Annotated in this window: 20 protein-coding genes; 4 read left to right on the top strand and 16 right to left on the bottom strand. The window is 61.0% G+C overall.

The window, feature by feature from the left end; genetic code table 11:
- Window positions 1-29: 29 nt before the first annotated feature.
- Window positions 30-986 carry an aliphatic sulfonate ABC transporter substrate-binding protein gene (locus FHX08_RS18065; protein ID WP_409527412.1) on the top strand — a complete coding sequence of 319 codons (957 nt, stop codon included), beginning with the start codon at window positions 30-32 and terminating at the stop codon, window positions 984-986.
- A 59-nt stretch (window positions 987-1,045) separates the two neighbouring features.
- Here the strand turns inward: FHX08_RS18065 and FHX08_RS18070 are convergent, their stop codons facing one another.
- From FHX08_RS18070 to FHX08_RS18100, 7 genes are all read right to left on the bottom strand, one after another.
- Complete coding sequence (locus FHX08_RS18070; protein WP_184327447.1) at window positions 1,046-1,393, bottom strand: cupin domain-containing protein; 348 nt, start codon at window positions 1,391-1,393, stop codon at window positions 1,046-1,048.
- Window positions 1,386-2,054 (bottom strand): cysteine hydrolase family protein, encoded by a 669-nt coding sequence (locus FHX08_RS18075; protein WP_184327448.1) that lies wholly within the window; start codon window positions 2,052-2,054, stop codon window positions 1,386-1,388. The genes FHX08_RS18070 and FHX08_RS18075 overlap by 8 nt, the downstream gene beginning before the upstream one ends.
- A complete protein-coding gene (locus tag FHX08_RS18080) occupies window positions 2,054-3,604 on the bottom strand; it encodes an ABC transporter ATP-binding protein (protein WP_184327449.1) in 1,551 nt (516 codons plus the stop codon). Before FHX08_RS18080 ends, FHX08_RS18075 begins: the two co-directional genes overlap by 1 nt.
- Window positions 3,601-4,302 carry a cysteine hydrolase family protein gene (locus FHX08_RS18085; protein WP_184327450.1) on the bottom strand — a complete coding sequence of 234 codons (702 nt, stop codon included), beginning with the start codon at window positions 4,300-4,302 and terminating at the stop codon, window positions 3,601-3,603. The genes FHX08_RS18080 and FHX08_RS18085 overlap by 4 nt, the downstream gene beginning before the upstream one ends.
- Window positions 4,303-4,391: 89 nt before the next feature.
- Window positions 4,392-5,318, bottom strand: coding sequence for an ABC transporter permease (locus FHX08_RS18090; RefSeq protein ID WP_184327451.1), 927 nt, complete (start codon window positions 5,316-5,318; stop codon window positions 4,392-4,394).
- Window positions 5,318-6,448: an ABC transporter permease gene (locus FHX08_RS18095; protein ID WP_184327452.1), complete on the bottom strand. Its 1,131-nt coding sequence runs from the start codon at window positions 6,446-6,448 to the stop codon at window positions 5,318-5,320. Before FHX08_RS18095 ends, FHX08_RS18090 begins: the two co-directional genes overlap by 1 nt.
- 21 nt (window positions 6,449-6,469) lie before the next feature.
- Window positions 6,470-7,594: a BMP family ABC transporter substrate-binding protein gene (locus tag FHX08_RS18100; protein WP_184327453.1), complete on the bottom strand. Its 1,125-nt coding sequence runs from the start codon at window positions 7,592-7,594 to the stop codon at window positions 6,470-6,472.
- A 339-nt stretch (window positions 7,595-7,933) separates the two neighbouring features.
- Between FHX08_RS18100 and FHX08_RS18105 the strand changes: the two genes are divergently transcribed.
- Window positions 7,934-8,626: a GntR family transcriptional regulator gene (locus FHX08_RS18105; protein WP_132654723.1), complete on the top strand. Its 693-nt coding sequence runs from the start codon at window positions 7,934-7,936 to the stop codon at window positions 8,624-8,626.
- A gap of 90 nt (window positions 8,627-8,716) precedes the next feature.
- On the top strand, window positions 8,717-9,106 hold the full coding sequence (locus FHX08_RS18110; protein ID WP_132654725.1) for a RidA family protein: 390 nt from the start codon (window positions 8,717-8,719) through the stop codon (window positions 9,104-9,106).
- A 22-nt stretch (window positions 9,107-9,128) separates the two neighbouring features.
- On the opposite strand, the gene FHX08_RS18115 is transcribed toward FHX08_RS18110, so the two are convergent.
- From FHX08_RS18115 to FHX08_RS18140, 6 genes are all read right to left on the bottom strand, one after another.
- Window positions 9,129-9,710 carry an NAD(P)H-dependent oxidoreductase gene (locus FHX08_RS18115; RefSeq protein ID WP_184327454.1) on the bottom strand — a complete coding sequence of 194 codons (582 nt, stop codon included), beginning with the start codon at window positions 9,708-9,710 and terminating at the stop codon, window positions 9,129-9,131.
- Window positions 9,707-11,116, bottom strand: coding sequence for an FAD-binding oxidoreductase (locus tag FHX08_RS18120; RefSeq protein ID WP_184327455.1), 1,410 nt, complete (start codon window positions 11,114-11,116; stop codon window positions 9,707-9,709). The genes FHX08_RS18115 and FHX08_RS18120 overlap by 4 nt, the downstream gene beginning before the upstream one ends.
- Window position 11,117: 1 nt before the next feature.
- The gene (locus tag FHX08_RS18125; protein WP_132654731.1) at window positions 11,118-12,431 is read right to left on the bottom strand and encodes a cytosine deaminase; all 1,314 of its coding nucleotides are present in this window, start codon (window positions 12,429-12,431) and stop codon (window positions 11,118-11,120) included.
- Entirely contained in the window at window positions 12,431-13,273 is an 843-nt protein-coding gene (locus FHX08_RS18130) for an ABC transporter permease (protein ID WP_184327456.1), read from the bottom strand. Before FHX08_RS18130 ends, FHX08_RS18125 begins: the two co-directional genes overlap by 1 nt.
- Window positions 13,273-14,097, bottom strand: a complete 825-nt coding sequence (locus tag FHX08_RS18135; RefSeq protein ID WP_184327457.1) for an ABC transporter ATP-binding protein — start codon at window positions 14,095-14,097, stop codon at window positions 13,273-13,275. Before FHX08_RS18135 ends, FHX08_RS18130 begins: the two co-directional genes overlap by 1 nt.
- Before the next feature lie 66 nt (window positions 14,098-14,163).
- Window positions 14,164-15,180 carry an ABC transporter substrate-binding protein gene (locus tag FHX08_RS18140; RefSeq protein WP_184327458.1) on the bottom strand — a complete coding sequence of 339 codons (1,017 nt, stop codon included), beginning with the start codon at window positions 15,178-15,180 and terminating at the stop codon, window positions 14,164-14,166.
- Between the two features lie 181 nt (window positions 15,181-15,361).
- Here FHX08_RS18140 and FHX08_RS18145 point away from each other — a divergent pair, with 181 nt between their 5' ends.
- Window positions 15,362-16,312 (top strand): LysR family transcriptional regulator, encoded by a 951-nt coding sequence (locus FHX08_RS18145; protein ID WP_184327459.1) that lies wholly within the window; start codon window positions 15,362-15,364, stop codon window positions 16,310-16,312.
- Between the two features lie 19 nt (window positions 16,313-16,331).
- On the opposite strand, the gene FHX08_RS18150 is transcribed toward FHX08_RS18145, so the two are convergent.
- The 3 genes from FHX08_RS18150 to uca form a co-directional block, all read right to left on the bottom strand.
- On the bottom strand, window positions 16,332-17,129 hold the full coding sequence (locus FHX08_RS18150) for a creatininase family protein (protein WP_184327460.1): 798 nt from the start codon (window positions 17,127-17,129) through the stop codon (window positions 16,332-16,334).
- Between the two features lie 335 nt (window positions 17,130-17,464).
- Window positions 17,465-19,276, bottom strand: a complete 1,812-nt coding sequence (atzF, locus tag FHX08_RS18155; RefSeq protein WP_184327462.1) for an allophanate hydrolase — start codon at window positions 19,274-19,276, stop codon at window positions 17,465-17,467.
- Window positions 19,277-19,279: 3 nt separating this feature from the next.
- A complete protein-coding gene (gene uca, locus FHX08_RS18160; protein ID WP_184327464.1) occupies window positions 19,280-22,819 on the bottom strand; it encodes an urea carboxylase in 3,540 nt (1,179 codons plus the stop codon).
- Window position 22,820: the final 1 nt, after the last annotated feature.

The raw sequence follows: 22,820 nt of genomic DNA on the forward strand, positions 1-22,820 counted from the left end.
AAATGAACATGCTGACGAGACGTAATCTGATGAAGACCACAGCGGCCGTGGCTGCGGTGAGCGCGTTTTCCATCGGCGGAAGGGCCAATGCACAATCGGCCGACATGACAATCGGCTACATTCCCGATTTTCCGAATGCGAGCGTGCTGGCAATTGCCGAGGATCAGAAGCTCTGGGAAGCCGAAGGCGTAACGCCGTCAATCAAGGTCTTCACCAATGGTCCGATCCAGATCCAGGCCATGGGTGCCGGCAGCCTGAATTTCGGTACGATCGGCCCCGGCGCCCTCTGGCTTCCTGCAAGCGGCAAGGCCAAAGTGCTTGGCGTCAACGATATCGGCTTCTCCGATCGCGTCATCGCGCAAGCCAATATCGCATCGATCCAGGATCTGAAGGGCAAGAAAGTGGGCGTTCCGCAGGGAACATCCGGTGACATGATCCTGCGCATGGCACTGACCAAAGCCGGTATGACGATCGGCGACATTCAGGTGGTGCCGATGGATCCGTCGACCGTGGTAGCCGCCTTCACCTCGAAGCAGATCGATGGCGCCGGCATCTGGTACCCGCTGATCGATACGATCAAGCCGCGCGTTCCCGAGATGAAGGAACTGGCATCCAACCAGGACTTCTATCCCCAGACCTCGTTCATCAACACCTTCGTCGCCCGCAACGAGATCGTCGAACAGAATCCTGACCTTGTGAAGAAATTCCTGCGCGTCATGAAAAAGGCGATGGATTATCGCGCGGCAAATCTCGATCGTTCTATCGAGATCACGACCGCCTTCATCAACGCGCCGGCGGAAACAACCGAGAAGGTTGCCCGCAGCCGGAAGATCCTCACCAGCAAGGAACTGGACGATTTCACCGAGGATGGCACGGTCAACAAGTGGCTGCTGGACTTCAACAAGATGTTTGCGGAGTTCGGTACGGTTAAGGATCCGCTGCCGCCCGAGCAGTTTTTCACCAGCGACCTTTTTGTGAAGGCCTGACTTCAGCCCGGCCGGTGCAAACCGGCCGGTTCTTCCATGCGCAGGCCCATGGGCGGCGCCTATTTTTCTTCCAATATTTTCACCGGCTGATCCCATTGGATGAGCACGACACAGCCTGTATCGCTCCAGACAGAATGTTCGGTGCCGCGAGCGTTGACGATATAGGTGCCGCGGCCGTAGTCGCCCGCCTCATCGGATTGGACGCCTTCGAGTACGAGAATGGTTTCAAGTCCCTCGTGCCGATGGCGCGGAACAGAGGCGCCGGCTTCATATTTCAAGAGCGCCACGCCCGGTTGGTCACCCTCGAAGGACCGGATCCAGTGAATCGTGACCCCCTCGCGGAAGGGGCCGAAGTCAAGGTCCTTCCAGCCGCCCGAAGTCAGGAGTTCGCGCGTGGTTTCAGGCATGGGCCATGCTCTCCAGAATATCGTCGACGCGGGCCGTCCAGCCGACGATCGCGCCCTGGGCGCGTATCATTGCAATGGTGGCGGCCTTGAATTCGGGGAAATAGCTGTCCGTCGCATCCTCGGCGAGCAGGCATTCGTAACCGCGGTCATTCGCCTCCCGCATCGTCGTCTGCACGCAAACCTCCGTCGTCACGCCGGCGAAGACGAGCTGCCGGATGCCCTTCTGCTGCAGCACTTCGCCGAGCTCCGTCGCATAGAAGGCGCCTTTGCCTGGTTTTTCGATAACCACTTCACCTTTGACCGGAGCAAGTTCCGGGAGAATAGCCGTACCGGGTTCGCCGGAGATGAGGATGCGGCCCATCGGGCCTTCGTCGCCGATCCTGAGCGAGGGATTGCCACGATCGCGTTTGGACGGCGGCAGATCGGAAAGATCGGGCCTGTGGCACTCCATCGTATGGATGATCGGCAGCCCGGCAGAACGGAAGCCCTGAATGAGGCGCTTCACATCAGGCACGATCCTCGTGATGCGGCTGACATCATTGCCGAGGCTGGCGCCGAAGCCGCCGGGCTCGGCGAAATCGCGCTGCATGTCGATGACAATGAGGGCGAGCCGATCGGGCTTGACCGGAAAGACGAAGGGTTCTGCCTTGATTTCCCCCATCAGTGATGCCCTGCCATATGGGCGCCGATTACGCCGACGTCAGCCGAACGCGCCGGCGTCTCGTAGACGAGTCTTCCTTCGGAAATGACCATGATACGATCGGACATCTCGAGCAGTTCGTCGAGGTCCTCGGAGAGCAGCAGCACTGCCGCGCCGTAATTGCGCGCCTTCATGATGCGAGTTCGGATCTCGGCAACGGCGGAAAAATCGAGTCCGAAACATGGGTTCGACACGATCAACAGATCCACCTCGCCGGTCAGTTCGCGGGCAAGCACGGCGCGCTGGACATTGCCACCGGAAAGCGACGCAATCGGCGAGGACGACGAGGCCGTCTTCACCTTGAAGTCGGAGATCAGCGTCGTGGCGCGCTTCTTCATCCTGCCCTTGTTCAGCCAGATCGCGTCTTTGCCGTCCGCCTTGAGGTCGAAGGTGCGAAAGGCAAGATTTTCGCTGACCGTCATGCGCGGCGCGCAGGCATTCTGCAGCGGTTCCTCGGGGATGAAGCGGACATTGTTCTTGCGCGTCTCGCGACGTGTGGCGCCGTAGGGCTCGCCTTTGACGCTGATGCTGCCGGCATCGGTCGGCCGCTGGCCGGCGAGGATTTCCGTCAGTTCCTTCTGGCCGTTGCCGGAGATGCCGGCGATCCCGACGATCTCGCCGGAACGGACTATCAGATTGTCGATCTCGATGGTTTTGAGACCGGACCGATCCGGCGCCTTCACCTGTTCGACCTTCAGCACCGGACCGGCGCTCTCGGAGACCGGAACGCGGGTATCGAGCTTGGCCAGTTTGACGTCCCCGATCATCATCGCCGCTATATCCGCGATAGAGAGCTCGCCGACCCTTCCTGTGCCGACCAGCTTGCCGCGCCGCAGGATTGAGACGGCATCGGCGAATTTCGTCACCTCGTGGAACTTGTGGGAGATCATCAGCGCGGTCAGCTCGCCGCGCTCGGTCATCGCGCGCACGAGGCCAAGCATCTCGTCGGCTTCCGCGGGCGTCAGCACTGAGGTCGGCTCGTCGAGGACGAGGAAGGAGCGGCCGAGATACAGCTGCTTGACGATCTCCAGCTTCTGCTTCTGGCCGGCGGCAAGCTCGCTCACCGGCCGCTCGAGCGGGATCTCGAATGGCATCCGCTCCATGAAGAAGGAAAGATCCCTCCGCTCCTTGGCCCAGTTGATGATAGCGGGGACCTCCGCGCGGCTGATGACGAGGTTTTCGGCACCAGTCAGCGAAGGGACCAGCGTGAAATGCTGATAGACCATGCCGAGGCCGTAGCTCGCCGCGTCCTTGGGCGAGGCAATCGCCACCTCGCGACCATCGACCGAGAGAGAACCGGAGGTGGCGTGATAGAAGCCCATGATGCATTTGACGAGGGTCGACTTTCCGGCGCCATTTTCACCGAGCAGAGCGTGGAAGCTGCCCGAGGATACGTTGATCGAGACATGGTCGAGTGCGGTGAAGCTGCCAAAGCGCATCGTCATGTCGATCGTGTCGAGACCGACAGCCTTGCCGGCTTGCGGTAGCGGCGTGTCACGGATCGTTCTCATGGCAGCTGGCTCACGAGCGTTGGGGAATTGGAGACGGAGCCGAAGACGCCGCCTTGCATCTTCACCATCTTGATGGCGGCGAGGTGGTTGCCATAATCGGTTGCGCCGCAGCAGTCTTCGAGCAGCAGGCATTCGAAGCCGCGGTCGTTGGCTTCGCGCATGGTCGTGGAAACGCAGACGTCGGTGGTAATGCCTGTGAGGACGATGTTTTCGATACGCCTCTGGTTGAGGATCAGTTCGAGATCGGTAGCACAGAAGGAGCCCTTGCCGGGTTTATCGATGATGGTCTCGCCCTCAACCGGATAAAGTTCCGGAATGATGTCCCAGCCGGGTTCGCCGCGTGTGAGGATGCGCCCGCAAGGGCCTAGATCGCCGATGCCGGCGCCGATGCGCTGTGAACGCCAGCGCTTGTTGGCCGGCAGGTCGGCAAGATCGGGCCGATGGCCCTCGCGGGTGTGGATAATGTGATAGCCCTTGGCGCGCATGGCGGCCAAGACCGTTTTGATCGGCTCGATCGGCGCCTGAACCAGCGACAGGTCATAGCCCATGTGATCGACATAGCCACCCTTGCCGCAAAAGTCGGTTTGCATGTCGATGATGATGAGGGCCGTATTATCCGGTCGCAGGGCACCGTTATAAGGCCAGGGATAGGGATCAGCGTCGATATAATGTCCTTTGGTCGCGACCATGGCGTCCATCGTCTTCTTCTCCTATTCACCCGTGGGTTTGAATGTTTGCCGTCGCGGTTCGATCGCTTCGACCCGTTCGATACGCCGAACCTCCTTCCTCATTTCGTCAGCGACAGCGCGCCGGGCGCGCCGGACAGCGAGCGCGTGGGCGAGGAGGTGACGATCATGATGGCGAGCGTGAGCACGTAAGGGGCGGCGTAGAACAGGTAATAGCCCTGGGTCACGCCGATCGATTGGAGCGCCGGCCCGAGCGCGCCGGCGCCGCCGAAGAGCAGAGCTGCCAGGAAGCAGCCGATCGGGTTCCAGCGGGCGAAGATGACGAGCGCCACTGCCATCAGGCCCTGGCCTGAAGAAATGCCCTCGTTCCAGGAACCGGGATAATAGAGCGAGAGGTAGGCGCCCCCGATTGCCGCCAGCGAACCTCCCACGGCGGTTGCGAGCAGTCGCACGCGATCCGGATTGATGCCCATGGCGCGCGCTGCGTCGGTGCTGTCGCCGACAACACGCAGGATCAGTCCGACACGGGTATTCTTGAAAGCCCACCAGAGCACAAGGGCGAGTGCCGCTCCAAGCAGGAAGAGCACGTTGATGTTCAGCGCCGCCTCGATCTGCGGCAGGCGTGACCAGAAACCGAAGGGGATCGACGGCAGATGCGGAGCGGCCGGCTGAATGAAGGACTTGCCGAGGAAGAAGGCGAGGCCCAAGCCGAACTGCATCATGGCAATGCCGATCGCGATGTCGTTCACCTTCGGCCATTTGCAGATCCAGCCGTGAAGGAGACCGAAGACGGCGCCAGTCGCCATGGCGGCAAGCACGCCGAGCCAAGGTGAATTGGTCATGACGGCGACCGCGTAGGCCGTCATCGCGCCGAAGACGAGCGTACCTTCAAGCCCGAGATTGATGCGCCCGGAGCGTTCGGTGATCGTCTCGCCGAGGCTGACAAAGATGAAGGGAGTGGAGACGCGGATGGCGCCCGCAAGGATCGCAAGCGGCACGCCCCAAATGCCGATGCCCGTCTCTTCCATCAGAGGCTCCTTTTCCAGAGGTCGGGATTGAAGATCTTGAAGCGGCCGTAGAAGGTTTCGCAGAAGAGGATGACGATGAAGAGCGTGCCCTGCAGTACCAGCACCGTGGCATCCGGCAGGCCCATGCGGCGCTGAATGAGGCCGCCGGAAGCATCGATGCCCCCCAGCAGGATTGCAACCGGGATGATCGCCAGCGGATTGTGGCGGGCAAGGAAGGCGACGAGGATGCCGGTATAGCCGTAACCCGCAGCGAGCGAGGCGTTGGCGCTCCCCTGGACGGCGACGACTTCGATCATGCCGGCAAGCCCCGCGAAGCTGCCGGCGATCGCGGTGAAACCTGCGATCAGCCTGCCGACCGGCAATCCCTGGATCTGGGCGGCGCGTATATTGCCGCCGGCGATGCGGGCGGCAAAACCGTAGCTCGTTACCTCGATCAGGACCCAGGAGAGGATGCAGGCAAGGATCCCGATCACAAGGCCCCAATGCACATCCATGCCGGGGATATTGCCGAGCATATAGTCCGCCGGCAGCGGCTTGGTCGAGGGTTTGTTGAGGCTGGCGGGATCGCGCAGCGGCCCCTCGACGAACTGGTTCATCAGCGCGATGGCGATATAGGAAAGCAGCAGCGAGGAGATGGTCTCGTTGACGCCGCGGTAATGGCGCAGGAAACCGGCAAGGCCGATCCAGGCGCCGCCGACCACCATGGCGGCGATCGCCGTGAGAACAAGGGAGGGTAGGACGGCAGCCGTCCCCACGAGCGGCATGGCCATCGCTGCGGCTGCAACGCCGCCCAGCACGACCGCTCCTTCCCCGCCGATGATGACGAGGCCGAGGCGGGCGGGCAGGGCGACGCAGAGCGCCGTCAGGAGAAGGGGTGCGGCGCGGCTTAAGCTGTTCTGTACGGAAAACCAGCTACCGAAGCCGCCGGTGTACATGAGCTGGAAGAGCATGGCCGGCGACTTGCCGATCGCCAGGATGAATAGGGAGAAGAGCCCGAGACCGATCAGGATGGCCGCAAGGCCGATGACCACAGCTTCGGCCCTGCGCGCTGTCCATTCGAGCAGCGGACGCATTGAGGCTTGTTTGCCGGAAGCGACTGGTATTGCGGGATCATCGGCCTGAACGGTCATGGCGCTTCTCCCTGCTGCGGTTTACGCCGTGGATCCGACGACACCCTCGACCAGATAATTCATGCTTTCGAGTTCGATCGCATCTTCGGCGTAGCTCTTGTCGGCCGTGACGACGATGTTGCCCTTGTTATCCTTAAGCGGCCCCTTGAAGACCGAGAAGCCGCCCTTCATCATCCCGGCATGTGTTGCTTCGAATGCCTTGCGGCCCGCCTCGGGAACACCCGGACCAAGCGCGCTCATCTTGACAAAACCGTCCTTCAGGCCGCCGCGCACGAAGTTGTCGAGCTTCTCGCCGGCCTGCGCTTTCTTGACGAAGTCGCTATAGACATTTCCCCAGGCCCATTCGGCGCCGGTGAGGTATTTCTCGGGCGCAAGCGGGCTCTGATTGGCGTGATAGCCGCAGACGAAGGCGCCGCGGCCGGCAGCGGTTTCGACCACCACCTTCGGGCTGTCGACATGGCAGGTGATGACGTCGGCGCCTTGGTCGATCAGCGCGTTGGTCGCTTCCGCTTCCTTGACCGCCAGCGACCACTCGCCGGTGAAGATCACCTGGCAGGTGATGATCGGATCGACGCTGCGCGCACCCAGCAGGAAGGCATTGATGTTCTGCAGCACCTGCGGGATCGGCTTGGCGGCGACGAAACCGATTTTCTTGCTCTTCGTCGCATGACCGGCAGCGATGCCGTTCAAATACTGGCCCTGGAAAATATAGCCGAAATAGGAGCCGGTATTGGCCGGGTGCTTGCCCTCCTGCCAAAGCCCGCCGCAATGGCGGAACTGGATATCGGGGTATTTGGCGGCCATGGCCAGCATGTGCGGATCGAAATAGCCGAAGGAGGTCGGGAAGAGCAGGGTCGCGCCATCGAGATTGATCATCGATTCCATCGTCTTCTGAGCGTCTACCGTCTCGGGAACATTTTCTTCTTCGACGACGGTGATGCCGGGCAGCGCCTTGACCGCCGCCGCCCCTTTGGCATGCGCCTGGTTGTAACCATAGTCATCCTTGGGCCCAACATAGATGAAGCCCAAGGTCAGGGCCGTCTGCGCAAGCGCGCGCGAGGAAAGACCGGGCACGACGCCGGCGAGAGCGGCAGCGGCAGAAGCCTGAAGGAAATGGCGTCGTTTCATGGAAAGGAAACTGGTCATCGAAATGCTCCCCTTGCGGCGGTTTTGGCCGATTCAACTGGTCACAGAAAAGTGTATGCAACGGTCGTGCCAGATTTTAGCTTATTATTGATTTTACAGAAGAAATTTCCATTACCTAACCGCACGCCAAAAGGTGCATGCAATTTCATCCAGAAAGTAGATTAAAAATTATGCATAGCCTGCAAAATAGCCTTGCGTCTGCAGTGTTGCGTGGGATTCCATATGGAGGGCCAGTGAAGAAGTACAGTTTCTCTCGACATATCAATTATATGTGCCGACGTTTGACTTTGTTCGGTCGAGCGCGCATGTGTATGCAACCGTACAACGCAGAATCATCAATTGAAGCAAATCAGGCGCAGAGAGCTCATCAGGGCAGGAACCACCGTCGAGCAGATGGTACGGGCGATTGCCGATATGATTGTCACTGGGCAGATGCAGCCGGGCGACAAGCTTGACGAAATTTCGCTGGCGGCGCGCTTTGACGTGTCACGCACACCCGTCCGTGAGGCTCTTCGTGAGCTCGGTGCGATGGGGCTCGTCGACCGGGAACCGAATCGCAGCGCCGTCGTCACCACCGTGACCGAAACCTATCTGCATTCCATGTTTGAGGCGATGGCCGAACTCGAAGCGATCTGTGCGAGGCTCTCGGCAGAGCGTATGACGGTCGATGAGCGGCGCACGCTGGAACTGGAGCACAAGGCCTCGATGAGGCTCGTGCATGCCGGCGCGGAAGAGGACTATGCGGCTTATAACACCGAGTTTCACACACGCCTTTATCGCGGCGCGCATAACGATCATGTTTTGGAGATGGTGACCCAGACGCGGGCGCGGCTTGCCCCATTTCGGCGGGCACAATTTCGGCTGCCTGGCCGGTTGGCAAGATCCTACGAGGAGCATGGCCGGATCGTGATCGCGATCATGCGAGCAGACGGCACTGCTGCCGCACAGGCAGCCTATTTGCATGTGGAGATGGTCAGTGATGCGAGCGCGGTGTTTGCCGCAACCGGCGAGGCGAACGCGCGAAACAGTTGAGGTCGTGCGCTCACCCGCGAGCCATTTCCGCTCCTGTTATCCAACAACATGGAATGACGCGTCGTCTTGAGATTATAGGAGGAAATGCCGATGAAGAAGATCTTCAATCCGCCGTCGGTTCGCCGTCCGTTCGGAAATTATAATCATGGTTTGCTTGTGCCGCCGGGCGCTTCGCTTCTTGTCACCTCAGGTCAGCTTGGTATTGGTCTCGACGACGAGGTGCCGCAGGACATCAGCGGCCAGGCCGAGTTATGCTTCGAAGCGATCAAAGCCATTCTCGCTGATGCGCAGATGAGTTTTGCGGACGTCATCCGCATTGCCGGATTCGTGACCAAACGGGAGGACTTCCCAGCCTATATGGCGGTGCGCGACAGATATACGCTGGAACCGAAGCCCGTCTCGACGTTGGTCATCATCAGCGGGTTCACCCGGCCGGAATTTCTCGTCGAAGTCGAAGTCACAGCCGCCAAGATAGTATGATGCCCAGTGGCGCCATGCGCTTTCAGAAATTCTCCATCGACGTCTTCACCTTCGCCAGAAAACGCGCTCGCGTCTCCGCGGTACAGTTGTTCATGTCGTAATGAGCAAGGAAGGTGACCGGGCGCAGAGGATTGGTCTGCGCCCGCAAAACCCGCTTGACGATTTTCTTTGGCGGATTGCCGGCCGCGAAGGCGCGGAATGGCGTTGCGCCATAGGTCAGCACGGCGGCAAGTTTCCTGATATGGCGTAACCGCGATTCCACCTTGCCGTCGATGAGTTCGAAGGAGACGCCCGGAAGCCAGACGCGGTCGAAGTATCCCTTCAGGATTGCCGGAAAGCCAAAGTTCCAGACCGGCGTGACCAGAACCAGCGCTTCGGCGCGCTTCAGCCGCTCGACGTGGGATTTCACCAACTCGGTATTGCCGGGATAGTCGTGGTAGGCGAGCCGGTCATGCCGGGAAAGAACGGGATCGAAGTCCTCGGCGTAGAGATCGCATCCATCCACCTCGTGGCCGGCATGGCGCAGGCTTTCCAGCGCCTGCCTATAGAGCGCCTTGCCGTAGCTTTCCTCCACCGGATGCGAGTGCAGCACGAGAACCCTCATGAGGCCTCCATGACGCTCGCAAGGCCTGGGAAGAGATAGTTCTTGCCGGCATTAAAATCGAAGTCTGGGTTCTCCCAGGCGATCATCTTGCCGGGGTTCAGAAGCCCCTTCGGATCGGTTTCGTGTTTGAAGGCGAGTTGCACCTTGTCGGTGCGCTTCATGCCGCCTTCCTCCAGCGTGTAGCGGTGCGGGTTAAAGATCGGGCAACCGTGATCCTGGTGGATCTTGATGATCTCCTCGAGCCGCTCCTCGGTGGTATAGCGCACCAGGGGCAGTCCGGAACATTGGATCTGCCCGTCGAAGCGGATGAACTCGAGATGGCCCGGCACCTCGTCACCGAAGATCTCTACCATCTTGGCGACCTTGGCCACGTGATCCGGTCCAGGATACTGGACCTGCAGATAGGTGAGACCCGGATCGACTTTCAGCGCACGCAGCGTCGTGTGGTTCCAGGCAAGTTCATAGGCATGCGGAATGCCCTTCATGCTCTCGGCCTTATCGGAGCGGAAGATGACCTCGCCCTTGTGGGCCGAGGTGAAGGCGAGAAAGGCGTCCATCGCATGCGGCGCGATCATTAGCACCACCACCGACTGCCCCTTGCGAATATAGGGTTTGTGGCGGGTGAAGTAGTCATGGGGGATCGGAGAAGCGATTGGCGCTATTTCTTTGACGAGAACGCCGTTGCATTTGGCAAGCGCGTCCGAAAAGCGCACGCAGGCCATGAAGTCATCATAGCCGACGAGTACATCGACCCAGTCATAGGCGGGCGCCAGCGGCATTTCGATCTCGGTAATGACACCGTTGGTGCCGTAGGCATGGCTGACCTTCTGCAAGTCCCAGCCGGTGAGATCGAGAACGCGCGGCTCGGCTTCCATGGTGACGACGCGCAGGCGCAGAATATTGCCGAGATCGCGCAAGCCACCCCAGGTGATCGAGCCGACGCCGCCGGAGCCGCCGGCGATGAAACCGCCGACGGTCGCCATCTGCGCCGTCGATGGGTGGAACCGCAGCTCCTGGCCGGAATGAGCCTTGGTTTGTTTGTCGAGCTGGGCAATGATGATGCCTGGCTCGCAGATCACCCGGCCGGGATGGATTTCCTTGATCTTGTCCATAGCGGCAAGGTTGAGCACGATGCCGCCTGAGAGTGGCATCGCCTGGCCGTAATTGCCGGTGCCGCCGCCGCGCGGCGTGACCGGCACGCCATGCGCGAAGGCGACCTTCAGCGTCCGGATGACCTCGTCTTCGTTTTTCGGCGTGACGACGAGATCGGCCGTCACATTGTCGAGCTGGGCCTTCAGGATCGGTGAATACCAGTAGAAATCACGGCTCTTCTGGCGCACGAGCGCCGGATTATCTTCGATGGCGATGCCTTCGAGGTCCTTCTTGATCGTCTGATAATCCGGCATGTTAGGCTCCAACGACACTGTCGAGTTCACGATAGTCCGGCAGGCTGCGGTCGATCACCTTGCCGCGGCGAAGAACGACGCGGTCGGACTGCGGACGGGAAAGAAATTCGCTCCAGCGCCTGGCGCTGAAGAGCACGAGGTCGGCCGCTGCGCCAACGGCGATGCGACCCATATCCGGCCGGCCGAGAATATCGGCAGGCGAGGTGGTCACGACGCGCGCGGCCGTGTCCAGCGGATGATCGAGATGCAGGATGCGAACCGCCTCTCGGAACACCTCCACCGGATCGAGATCACCGTAGGCGTAGAACGGATCGCGGGTATTGTCGGAGGCGACCGCGGTAGCGACGCCGGCCGCCGCCAGTTCCTTGAACAAGGTGACGCCACGCCACCGCGGCGTGCGGCCGGCATAGCGATCCTGCAGATAGGTGTTGCACATCGGCAGCGAAACGATGCAGAGGCCAGCCTTGGCGACGAGTTCCACGGTCCCCTTGGCCGTTTCCTCGTCCTGGCGGGCAAGTGAACAGCAATGGCCGGCAGTCACCTTGCCTTCGAAGCGGTTTCGCAGCACCGCCTCGGCGATCGCCTTCAATGTCTCCGCGCTCGGATCGTCGGTTTCATCCACGTGGAGGTCGATATCGAGCCCATTGTCGGCGGCGGCTTTGAAAAGCACATCGAGCTGGCTGTTCAGATCGGGGTTCATGCGGGTGACGCCGCCGATCAGTCCGCCCGTGTCCCGGATCACGGCGACGAGGTCGGCGAAATAGCTTGTGTGCGCGATGTCATCCAAGGGAAAAAGCGCCACCGCCTGCAGCGCAAGCTTGTCCTTCCAGATTTCGCGCATTTCCGCAAAAACCTCAAAGGAAATGCGGTGCTGGGGAGCAAGCGAGTCGAGATGGGTGCGGATCAGGCTGGTGCCGTGCGCATAGGCCGAGCGCAGGGAAAACTCCATCCGCTTTCTCACATCCGCAGCCGACCAGTAGGTTTCGCGGTCGGCGCGCACCGCCTCCAACGCTCCCATGAAGGTTCCGTCCGGATTGGCATTGCGCGGCCAGATATGGCCCTTGTCGAGATGAGTGTGCATGTCGGCGAAGCAGGGCCAGACCATGCCCTCCTTCAGGTCCGATTTCGCGAATTCGACCGGAGCTTCACCCGGCGGCAACACGGCGGAAACGATGCCGTCCGTGATGACGATGTCGGCTTTGACCAGCCCTTCGGCAGAAGGCGCGTCATAGTTGGCGACGGCGATGGCAGGCAGGGTCGCATTGCTCAATACGAACCGGCCGGCATTAGGCGGGGAGAGGAAGGAATAGGTCATCAGTTTTCCCGTTTCAGGCTGCTCTCGTGCCAACGGTGCAGGGCAAGCCAGGAAATGAACGAGGTTATGGCAAAGATTGCGACCCCGAGCAGGGAGAGCATCAGCAGCGCTGCGAAGAGGCGCGGAATGTTGAGCCGATACTGTGCTTCGAGCAGGCGGAACGCGAGCCCGGAGCCGGCGCCCGCCGAGCCGGCGGCAAATTCCGCGACGACGGCGGCAATCAGCGCGAGGCCACCGCCGATCCTGAGACCGGTCATGAAATACGGCTGGGCGGCCGGCAGCTTCAGAAAGAGCAGCGTCTGCCACCGCGAGGCGCCATAGAGTTCGAAAAGATTGATCAGATTGTGATCGACGCTCTTCAGCCCCTGGACCATGTTCGAAAGGATCGGGAAGAAGGCCACGAGGAAGGCGCAGATCAATAGCGCCACCTGCGTTGACGGCGCATAGATCAGGATGAGCGGCGAGATCGCCACGATCGGCGTGACCTGGAGAATGACGGCGAGCGGATAGAAAGCGAGCTCGATCCAGCGCGACTGCACCAGGAAAATGGCAAAGCCGACACCGCCGATGAGGGCGAGCATCAGCGACATGAAGGTGATCTTTGCGGTGACCCAGAGAGCAGGGGCAAGCGTGCCCCAGTCGGTCACGAAGGCGCTCGCGACGGCCGCCGGGCCTGGGAGTATGTAAGGCGGGACGCCCGACAGCTTCACATAGGCGTACCAGACCAGGATCAGGGAAGCGATCAACAGGAAGGGAATGCAGAGACGCAGAGCCAGATCGCGGCGCCTTGCCCTTGCCGCGCCGGCAAGGAGCAGCGATGAGATCTCGGTTTCGTCATTCATCAATGATCCTCCGCCGAGTTGATCGCCCCGATGAGCGAATGTGAGACCGTTTCGCAGGCTTTGCGATATTCTTCCGAAGTGCGGTAATGTGCGTCCCTCTCCAGGCGGGTCGTCAGCGGAAGGTCGGCATGCACGCGCCCCGGCCTTGCCTTCATCACGACGATGCGGTTGGAGAGATACGCGGATTCGAAAACCGAATGCGTGACGAAAATGACGGTGATGCCGGTCGCCTTCCAAAGCCGCAGCACGTCATCGTTCAGCCTTTGGCGGGTGATCTCGTCGAGTGCGGCGAAAGGCTCGTCCATCAGCAGGAGTTTCGGCTTCGTCACGAGCGCGCGGGCAATGGACACGCGCATCTTCATCCCGCCGGAGAGCTCGCGCGGGTAAGCCTTGGCGAAATCCTGCAGGCCGACGGTGTTCAAGACGTCCAGGATTTGATCATGCGCCGCCGCCTTCGAAATGCGCTTGAGCTTCAGCGGCAGGTGGACGTTGTCGAACACGTTCTTCCAGGGCATCAGCGTCGGCTCCTGGAATACGAAGCTGATATCTCCCTCCGGGAGACCCTTGGAATTGATGCGCGAACTCGGCCAGTCAATCGCGCCCGACGTGGCATCGCCGAGGCCTGCGATGATGCGCAACGCCGTCGACTTTCCACAGCCGGAAGGCCCAAGCAGACTGATGAACTCACCGCTTTCCACGGTGAGCGACATGTTCGAAAGGGCCACCGTTCCACTGGAGAAGACCTTCGAAACCGATTGCATGACGACCAGCGGCCGCTTGCGCGTCTCTTTCGGGAATAGGGCCTGAACTTCTGCTGGGGGCATTGCCTGTCTCGTTTGCGCAATAGTATGTGATCCGCATTGACCGTGGATCACGGGCGGCGTTTCGGCTTACTTCTTCATCGCCATTCCGGTGCCCTTGCAGACGAATTTCGTCGTGAAGGCTTTCGTATAATCCGTTTCCGGCTTGAACACCTTGATCGCCACCATCTCGTCGAAGAAGGCCTTGTAATGGGCGTCCGTCAGGCAGCCGATGCCTTTGTCTAGGCTGTCGCCCGATTCGATGATGCCGTATTCTTTCATCTTGGCGATGGAGTAGGCGATCTGACCGTCCGTGATTTCCGGATTGTCTTTCTTGATCAGTTCGTTTGCTTTGGTGTTGTCGCCGTAGAGATAATGGTACCAGCCTTCGATCGAGGCATCGACGAAGCGCTGAACGACATCGGGCTTGCTGTCGACCATCGCCTGCGTCGTGGTGATCATCGTCGAGTAGGGAGAGTATCCGTTGTCGGCAAGCAGGAAGACCTTTGGCTCGAATCCGGCCTGCTTCTGGATCTCATAGGGTTCGGAGGTAAGGTAGCCCTGCTGCGCTGACTCCTTGTCGGCGAGGAACGGCGCCGGACTGAAATTGTAGGGCTTGTACTGCTCGTCTCTGAAGCCTTTGAAGTTCGCCTTCATCCATTCGAAATAGGTGAGGTAGCCGTCCTTGCCGAGAAACAGCGTCTTGAGCTTCGCAAGGTCTTCGAATTTTTCGATGCCGGCATCAGGATGAGCGATCAGCACCTGTGGATCTTTCTGGAAGATCGCTGCGACGTCGACGAGCGGAATGCCCTGTTCGACGGCCGAGATCTCGCCCTGCGGCCCACCCATGTAAAAATCGATCTTGCCGGAGATCAGCAGTGCGCTGTTTGCCGCGTTCGGGCCTCCCTGGACGATCGTCACATCGAGACCGTGTTTCGCGTAGGTGCCATCGGCAACCGCCTGATAGAAGCCGCCATGTTCGGCCTGCGCGAGCCAGTTGGTGCCATAGCTGACTTTATCGGCCGCTTGCGCGCCGGCCATCCAGGCCAACATGCCGCCAAGACCTATAAGTGCGGAAGAGACGCTGTGCTTCAAGATATTGGACATGTCGACGTTCCCCTTCTGAATTCGCAACGTCTGAGCCGACGTCCGATTTTCTTCATAGGAGCGATTGCTTTGCTCTTTGAAAAGCATCAAATTTCGTGCGCAATGATGCCTTTTCGGCATCTCACCCAAAGCCTGTGCCTAATTTATGCTGCGTGCTTGATTTTTGTGCAACGAGGTCCCGATGCTGCACTCCAGAAAGCTTCTTTATATCAACGAGATCGCGCGATCGGGCTCGATCCGCAAGGCGGCGGCGCGTTTGAACGTGGCGTCTTCGGCGATCAACCGGCAGATCCTCGCATTGGAGGAGGAAATGGGGGCGCCGCTGTTCGAGCGCCTGCCGCGCGGGCTGCGTCTGACGGCCGCCGGCGAGCTCTGCATCGAGCATATTCGCGACGTCTTGAAGAACTACGAGCGGCTGGAGGGGCGCATCCGCAGCTTGAAGATGCAGCAGGCGGGCAAGGTGCGGCTGGTAACGACGGTTGGCCTTGCGGCTGGCCCGCTGCCGGACATCATCGCGCGGTTCCAGTCGGAACATCCACGCGTCTTCATGCAATTGCGCAACGACGCCGGCACTTTAACTGTCAATCCCGTGTTGTCCGGCGAGGTCGACATTGGCCTCGGCTTCAATATTCCTGCAACGCCCGGCATCCGCACCCTCGGCAATTTCGACATTCCGATCGGCGTGGTCCTGCCGCCCGGCCATCATCTGATCGGCCCCGGCCCGATCAATCTGGCGGATATCGTCCAGGAGCGCCTGGTGCTGGCACAGCAAGGAACAAGTCTGCGCGATGTGATCAATCTGGCAATGGCGCGCCTCGATGTGCACGTCGAGCCCGTTCTCGAAACCAATGCATCGGAGATGCTGAAAAAACTGGTCAAATCCGGAGCAGGGGTGACCATGTTGAACCCGCTCGATGTCATTGTCGAGTGCAGGCAGGGCGAACTGGTTTTTCGGCTGATCGCCGAGCCGCACGCGCGCCATCAGGCGATGAAGCTCTTTGCCCGCGCGCGGGCCCCGCTCGATTCCGCCACCAGCCTCTTCGTCGAATATCTGCTGGCCGAGCTGGCTGGTCTGGTGGAGGAACTGCAGGCGAAGGGACACATCGTGGCAGAAAAATCCGCCGCGATCTGAACCGCGTGCAGAAACAGACTTACTTCGTGAAAAGATCGGAAAGCGGGTAGCGCTTGAGGTCGTAAAGCAGTTCGATGAAACCCTTGACCTGATGGCGGCAGATAGCGTCGCCCTTCTCGGCTGTGCCGAGCGACGCGTCGCCGACGACGCCGTAGGGATTGAGGTCGTGAGCGATCCAGGCGAGCGAATGGGGGGGGAGCGGTTGAAGGTATTTCGATTGCTCGCCCATCCACTCCGCCTTGGACGCAAAGTTCTGCGCCTTGTCCATTCGTACCAGATCAGGGCGGAAATGGAGCATAAGCGAGGTTTCGACCTCGCCGCCGTGGATGCCGTATTTCAACTCGTGCTCGCTGATCATGCCATCGGGATGGCCGAAGCGGCCCCACTGCGTCGAGACGACGGCCATTTGGTGGCGGACGCGCAACTCTCTGGCGACGATGCTCATGATATCGACATTGCCGCCATGCGAATTGACGATCACCATCTTGCGGATGCCGGCTTCCGCCACCTTGGCGCCGATCGCGGTCCAGACCGGGATGAGCAGTTCAGCGGCGAGCGACAACGTTCCCGGCCCGTAAACATGCTCGTTGGCTTTGCCGATCTCCTGTGTCGGCAGCACCAGACAATCGAGATCGGCGGGTTTCTGCTTCTGCAGCTCGGTAAGCATGCCGTTGGCAATGGCGACATCGGTTGCAATAGGCAGATGGGGGCCATGCTGTTCGGTCGAGGCGATGGGAAGCACGGCGATTGTGGTGTCGGCTGAAAGTCCGGCAAAATCGTAGCTGTTCAGTTCGTTCCAGTAGAATGGCAATGCCATCTGCGCACCTCTCATTGCTTATCAAGCAGTGAGTAGGGAAAATTATTGCGCACGAAAAGCATCAATTTGCGCCCATGCCGATGCCTTTTAGAGGCTGGAGAAGCCCTATCGCTTTCGGGAGCCTCTGCTATCACGGACAGGTTTGAATTGAGGGCATGCCTTATGAAAATATGCGCCGATGCCGGACAGCGACGCACAGAAATCAATGACCCAAATCTAAGCAAAAGCACTCCGTCGCTCCCGCCTACCCATTCAGATCGCGCGGGTCCTGGCAATGAGACCCCGGAGAACGAGCTGCATCGCCTTTGACAGAAGTTTCTGCATCTCGTCTCCCTTCAGGCCGACGGACTGGTTGCCCTGATATAGTTGCGCCAGCCGCCGAACTCGGTGATCTCCCGTCCGCCGGTCACGGCATGCCCCTCGCAGAGAAATCCCGTAAGGCAAGTTCCGTCGTTCAGGGTGATCTTGCCCACGCCAAGTGGAGCCGGAATATTCTGCACGAAGCGGGCGAATGCCGCCGGTGGCAGGGCCCAGACTTCAACTTCGACGCCTTCGCCCCTGAAGTCCGGATCTCGCACCAGCCCCGGCTTGGGAGGGATCGTGCCATTGAGGGCAAAGAGCCGGTAGCTGCCATCCGTCCGGCCTGCTTTCACCCTGTATCCGCCCGGTCGCGTCAGCTCATGGTTCAGCGGCATATCCGTCAGATGCGCCCCGACAACCACGATCGGGACGAAGCCATCGGCGGGCGGCATCACGCGGCTTGCCTCCGGTAACGCGACGCTGCGGTCCTTCCCCATGCCGGTTTCCGCTGCCCGGTGCATGGCGTCGGCGAAGGGCGCGATCGCATCGTCGGTGAAGGCAGGTCCGACCAGCGTCACGCCTGAAGGCAGATGGCCGCTCGCGTCAAAGCCGGCGGGAATGGCGATCGCCGCGCAGTCGAGCAGGTTTGCAAAGTTGGTATAGCGGCCGAAATGGCTGTTCTTGACGATCGGGTCGGCCTGCATCTCCTCGACGGTATAGGTTGTGGGGGACGTCGGCAGCATCAGCAGATCCACCTTCTCCCATTCGACCCTTGTTTTCTGCCGCAAGGCTTCCAGCTTGTACCGGCCTTCAAAGGCCGCGACGGCATCATAAGCTCCAGCCCTCTCGATGATGGCCCGCACTGTGGGATCAAAGTCGTCGCTGTTTGTCGCCAGGAACTCCTTGACCGCCGCCAGCCGTTCGGCAACCCAGGGACCGTTGTAGAGCAGTTCGGCGGCCTGCCGGAACGGCGCGTAATCGAAGGGAACGATGGTGGCGCCGAGCGCGCGCGCTCTTTCGATTGCGGCGTCATAGAGAGTTTCGACCTGCCGGTTGCCGAAGAATTCCCGCTCGGCACCGTCTAACACACCGATTCGCAAACCCGAGGCGGGCAGGGTGGATGGAGCCGCCTTGCGCGAAAACGGATCGGCGGCATCGTAGCCCTCCATCACCTGGCGGATCGCGACGCCGTCGCCGACCGTTGGGGCAAAGACGGTGACGACATCGACGCTGCGGCAGGCCGGCACGACCCCGACATTCGGCACCAGTCCCGGTGTCGGCTTGATGCCGACGAGATTGTTGAAAGCCGCCGGCACGCGACCGGAGCCGGCTGTATCCGTGCCGAGCGAAAAGCTTGCCAAGCCCGAGGCGACGGCGACCGCCGAGCCGGAGCTCGAACCGCCCGACACATAGTTCCTGTCGAAGACCGAGCGCGGCGCACCGTAAGGCGAGCGTGTACCATTGAGGCCCGTTGCAAACTGGTCGAGGTTGGTCTTGCCGACGACGATCGCGCCTGCTGCCCGCAGCCTTGCGACGACGGTGGCATCCTTCTCGGGAAGGTAGACGAAAGCCGGGCAGGCCGCCGTGGTCGGCAATCCCGACACGTCGATATTGTCCTTGACGGCAAAGGGAATGCCCCAGAGCGGCAGGCTGTTCGGCTGCGGCGCACGCTCCATCAGCGCCCGGGCTTCGGCCCGCATTGCTTCATCCGGTGTCGGCGTGATGAAGATTGCCGGATCCTCCGAGGCTGCACGTCGGGCAATGACGGTCTCGACGACCTCCAGCGGTGTTGTACCTGCCTCATAGGCTGCGCGAAGGCTTGTCAGATCAAGAATGGTCTGCAGCATTGGTCAGCACTCCTCTAGAACGACGATGATATCGCCCGCTTTGACGTTTCGTCCGGGGCCGGCGCGCAGGTCGCGGACACGGCCCGGCGCATGTGCGGTGACGTTGATTTCCATTTTCATGGATTCGATGATGGCAAGCGTGTCTCCGGCAGCAACCGGTGCGCCCGGCTCGACCAGCAATTTCCAGATATTGCCGGGCACGGCGCTGGCAACCCCGAAGCATCCATCGGGAATGTCCCCATCTGGGCTTTCGCCGGTGCCCTCGTCGGCCACGAAGCTGTCGAGGCCTGCCTCCTTCCAGCGCTGGCGCTCGGCATCGAAAGCCGCCTGCTGGCTTGCCTTGAAGGTTCCGATCGAAGCCGCATTCGCCAGCAATTCCTTGTCATAAGCCGCGTAGGAAAATTCCCTCTCCTCGATTCGGACGGGATAGCCGCCATGCGGGAAGGCGCTACGGGCGTCCGCCAGTTCCCGGTGGTCGACCGGGAAGAAACGGATCTGATCGAAGAAATCGAGCAGCCATGGCTTGCCTTTTGCAAAGACCGGCGTCTGCCGCCAGGTGTTCCACACCTGGATGGTGCGGCCGAAGAGTTGGTAGCCGCCGGGGCCTTCCATGCCATAGATGCACATATAGGCGCCGCCAATGCCGACGGCATTTTCCGGCGTCCAGGTGCGGGCCGGATTGTACTTCGTCGTGACCAGCCTGTGGCGCGGATCGACCGGGGTCGCGACCGGTGCGCCGAGATAGACGTCCCCGAGGCCGAGCACGAGGTAATTAGCGCTAAAAACGATATCACGCACAGCCTGTTCGTCCGCAAGCCCATTGATGCGGCGGATGAACTCGATATTGGACGGGCACCAGGGCGCGTTCGGTCGCACGAGTTCCTGATATTTGCGCATGGCGAGTTCCGCATCCGGATCGTTCCAGGAAAGCGGCAGATGCACAATGCGGCTCGGCACTTTGACGTCCTGGGCTGCGGGAAGGCTCGCTTCGATCTCAGCCAGCAGGCCAAGCAGGCGTTTGCGGGTGAGTGCCATCCCATCATAATGGATCTGCAGCGAGCGGATACCGGGTGTGAGATCGATGATTCCGGGCAGGCGCGCCTGCGAGACGGCCTGCATCAAAAGATGCACCCTGAGCCGCAAGGCGATATCAAGCGTCATCGGTCCGTATTCGACCAGCAGATTGTCATCGCCCTGACGACGATAGACGACGGAGACCGGTCCATCCTCGCGTTTGCCGATAACAGGCGAGCCGACCTCCTCCTTTACCCGATGCACCACCGGACCGGCGATGGGATCTTCGGGCCGCGCGACGGGGTGGAAGCGGATGCGATCACCCGGCTTGAACTGGCCCATCTTCCATTGTTCATCACGGGCAATCACTGCCGGGCAGACGAAGCCGCCGAGGCTCGGCCCGTCCGGCCCGAGGATGATCGGCATGTCGCCGGTGAAGTCGATTGCACCGATCGCATAGGCATTGTCATGCAGGTTGGAGGGATGGAGGCCAGCCTCGCCGCCGTCGCTGCGCGCCCATTTCGGCGCGGGACCGATCAGCCGCACGCCGGTGCGGTCGCTGTTGAAGTGCACCTCGTAGCTTGTCGAAAACAGCGTCTCGATATCGCCTTCCTGAAAGAAATCGGGCGCGCCATGCGGGCCATAGACGACGCCGACCTCCCATTCGCGCGTCAGCTGCGCCGGCTCGTTCGCCGGCTTCGGCGCCTCGGCCGCGGCTTGGCGGGCAAGATGCAGCACATGGCCTGTTTTCAGCGTGCCGGTGGCATTGCCTCCGAACTGACCGAGGCCGAAGGTGGCGCGCGAACCGAGCACGACGGGAGCGGCAAAGCCGCCTGCCACGGCAAGGTAGGCACGCTGTCCTGGCCCGTCGATGCTGCCGATCGCGATAATCTGGCCGGCATGAATGGTGACGGCCTCGTCATGCGGCAATTTCCTGCCGTCGACGTGCATCGCCATCCTGGCGCCGGCAAGGGCAACCACCGTATCGGTATGGAATTTCAACACTGGCCCGGACACCGTCAGCTCCAGCGCCGCGACCATATCGCCATTGCCGACGAGGCGGTTGGCGTGGCGGAAGGAACGTTCGTCCATCGGGCCGCTCGGCGGCACGCCGACATGCCAGAGGCCAAGCCGGCCCGGCAGCTCCTGGATGCTCGATTGCGCGCCGGGCGCGATCACCTCGACGACATCGGGCACGAAGGAGAAATCACGCAGTGCCGTCGTCGCGACCTTGCCACCGGCAAGCAGTTCGGAGCCGGCGATGGTTCTGAGGTAGTCGAGATTGGTTTCGATGCCGGAGATCAATGTGCCGGCAAGGGCGGTCTTCAGCTTCTCGATCGCCGCCGGACGGTCGTCGGCTGAGACGATCACCTTGGCGAGCATCGGATCGTAGAAAGGCGTCACGTCCGTGCCGGTCTCGATCCAGCCATCGACACGTGCATTCTCAGGGAAGGATACCTCCGTCAGCAGGCCGGCACTCGGGCGGAAATCGGCATGCGGCATCTCGGCATAGACGCGTACCTCGATCGCGGCCCCTTTCGGCTGCAAGGTCTCCGCGCCAGAAAGAACATCCTCGCCCGCAGCCTGACGGATCATCCATTCGACGAGGTCGATGCCGAACACGGCTTCGGTGACCGGATGCTCGACCTGCAGGCGCGTGTTGACCTCAAGGAAATAGAACTCCTCGCGCTGGGGATCGTAGATGAATTCGACGGTGCCGGCAGACTCGTAGGAAACGGCCGAACCAAGATCGACGGCCGCCTTGTGCAGGCGGGCGCGGGTCGCTGCCGAAAGACCGGGGGCAGGGGTCTCCTCGACCACCTTCTGGTTGCGCCGCTGCAGCGAGCAGTCGCGCTCGCCAAGCGCGATAACCTTGCCTTTGCCATCACCGAAGATCTGCACCTCGACATGGCGGGCCTCGGCAACGAAACGCTCGATATAGACACGCGCGTCGCCGAAGCTTGCCCGCGCGGTACGCTGCACGCTCTCGAAGGAAGCTTTCAGGCTCTCCGGATCGGCGCAGAGCTGCATGCCGATGCCGCCGCCGCCGGCCGTGCTTTTCAGCATGACAGGATAGCCGATCGTCTCGGCGGCCGAAAGCGCTTCATCGGCGCTTGAAAGCAGACCCGTGCCGGGCAAAAGCGGCACGCCGCTCGCCTTAGCAAGTTCACGGGCCGTATGCTTGAGGCCGAAGGCCGAAAGATGTTCGGGTCGGGGGCCGATAAAGGTGATGCCTTCGGCGGCAAGGCGCTCGGCAAAGCTGATATTTTCCGAAAGGAAGCCGTATCCGGGATGTACCGCTTGCGCGCCCGTCGCCCTGCAGGCGGCGATGACGGCGTCGACATTGAGATAGCTTTCGCTGGCCGGCGCCGGCCCAAGGCGGACCGCTTCATCGGCGATTAAAGCGGGTTTTGTGAAGCGGTCGGCATCGGAATAGACGGCGACGGAGGCGATGCCCATCCGTCTCAGGCTCTTGATAACCCGAATGGCGATTTCGCCCCGGTTGGCGATCAGGACTTTCTTGAACATG

The sequence above is a fragment of the Rhizobium sp. BK529 genome, from assembly GCF_014194105.1.
Classification (GTDB): Bacteria; Pseudomonadota; Alphaproteobacteria; order Rhizobiales; family Rhizobiaceae; genus Rhizobium.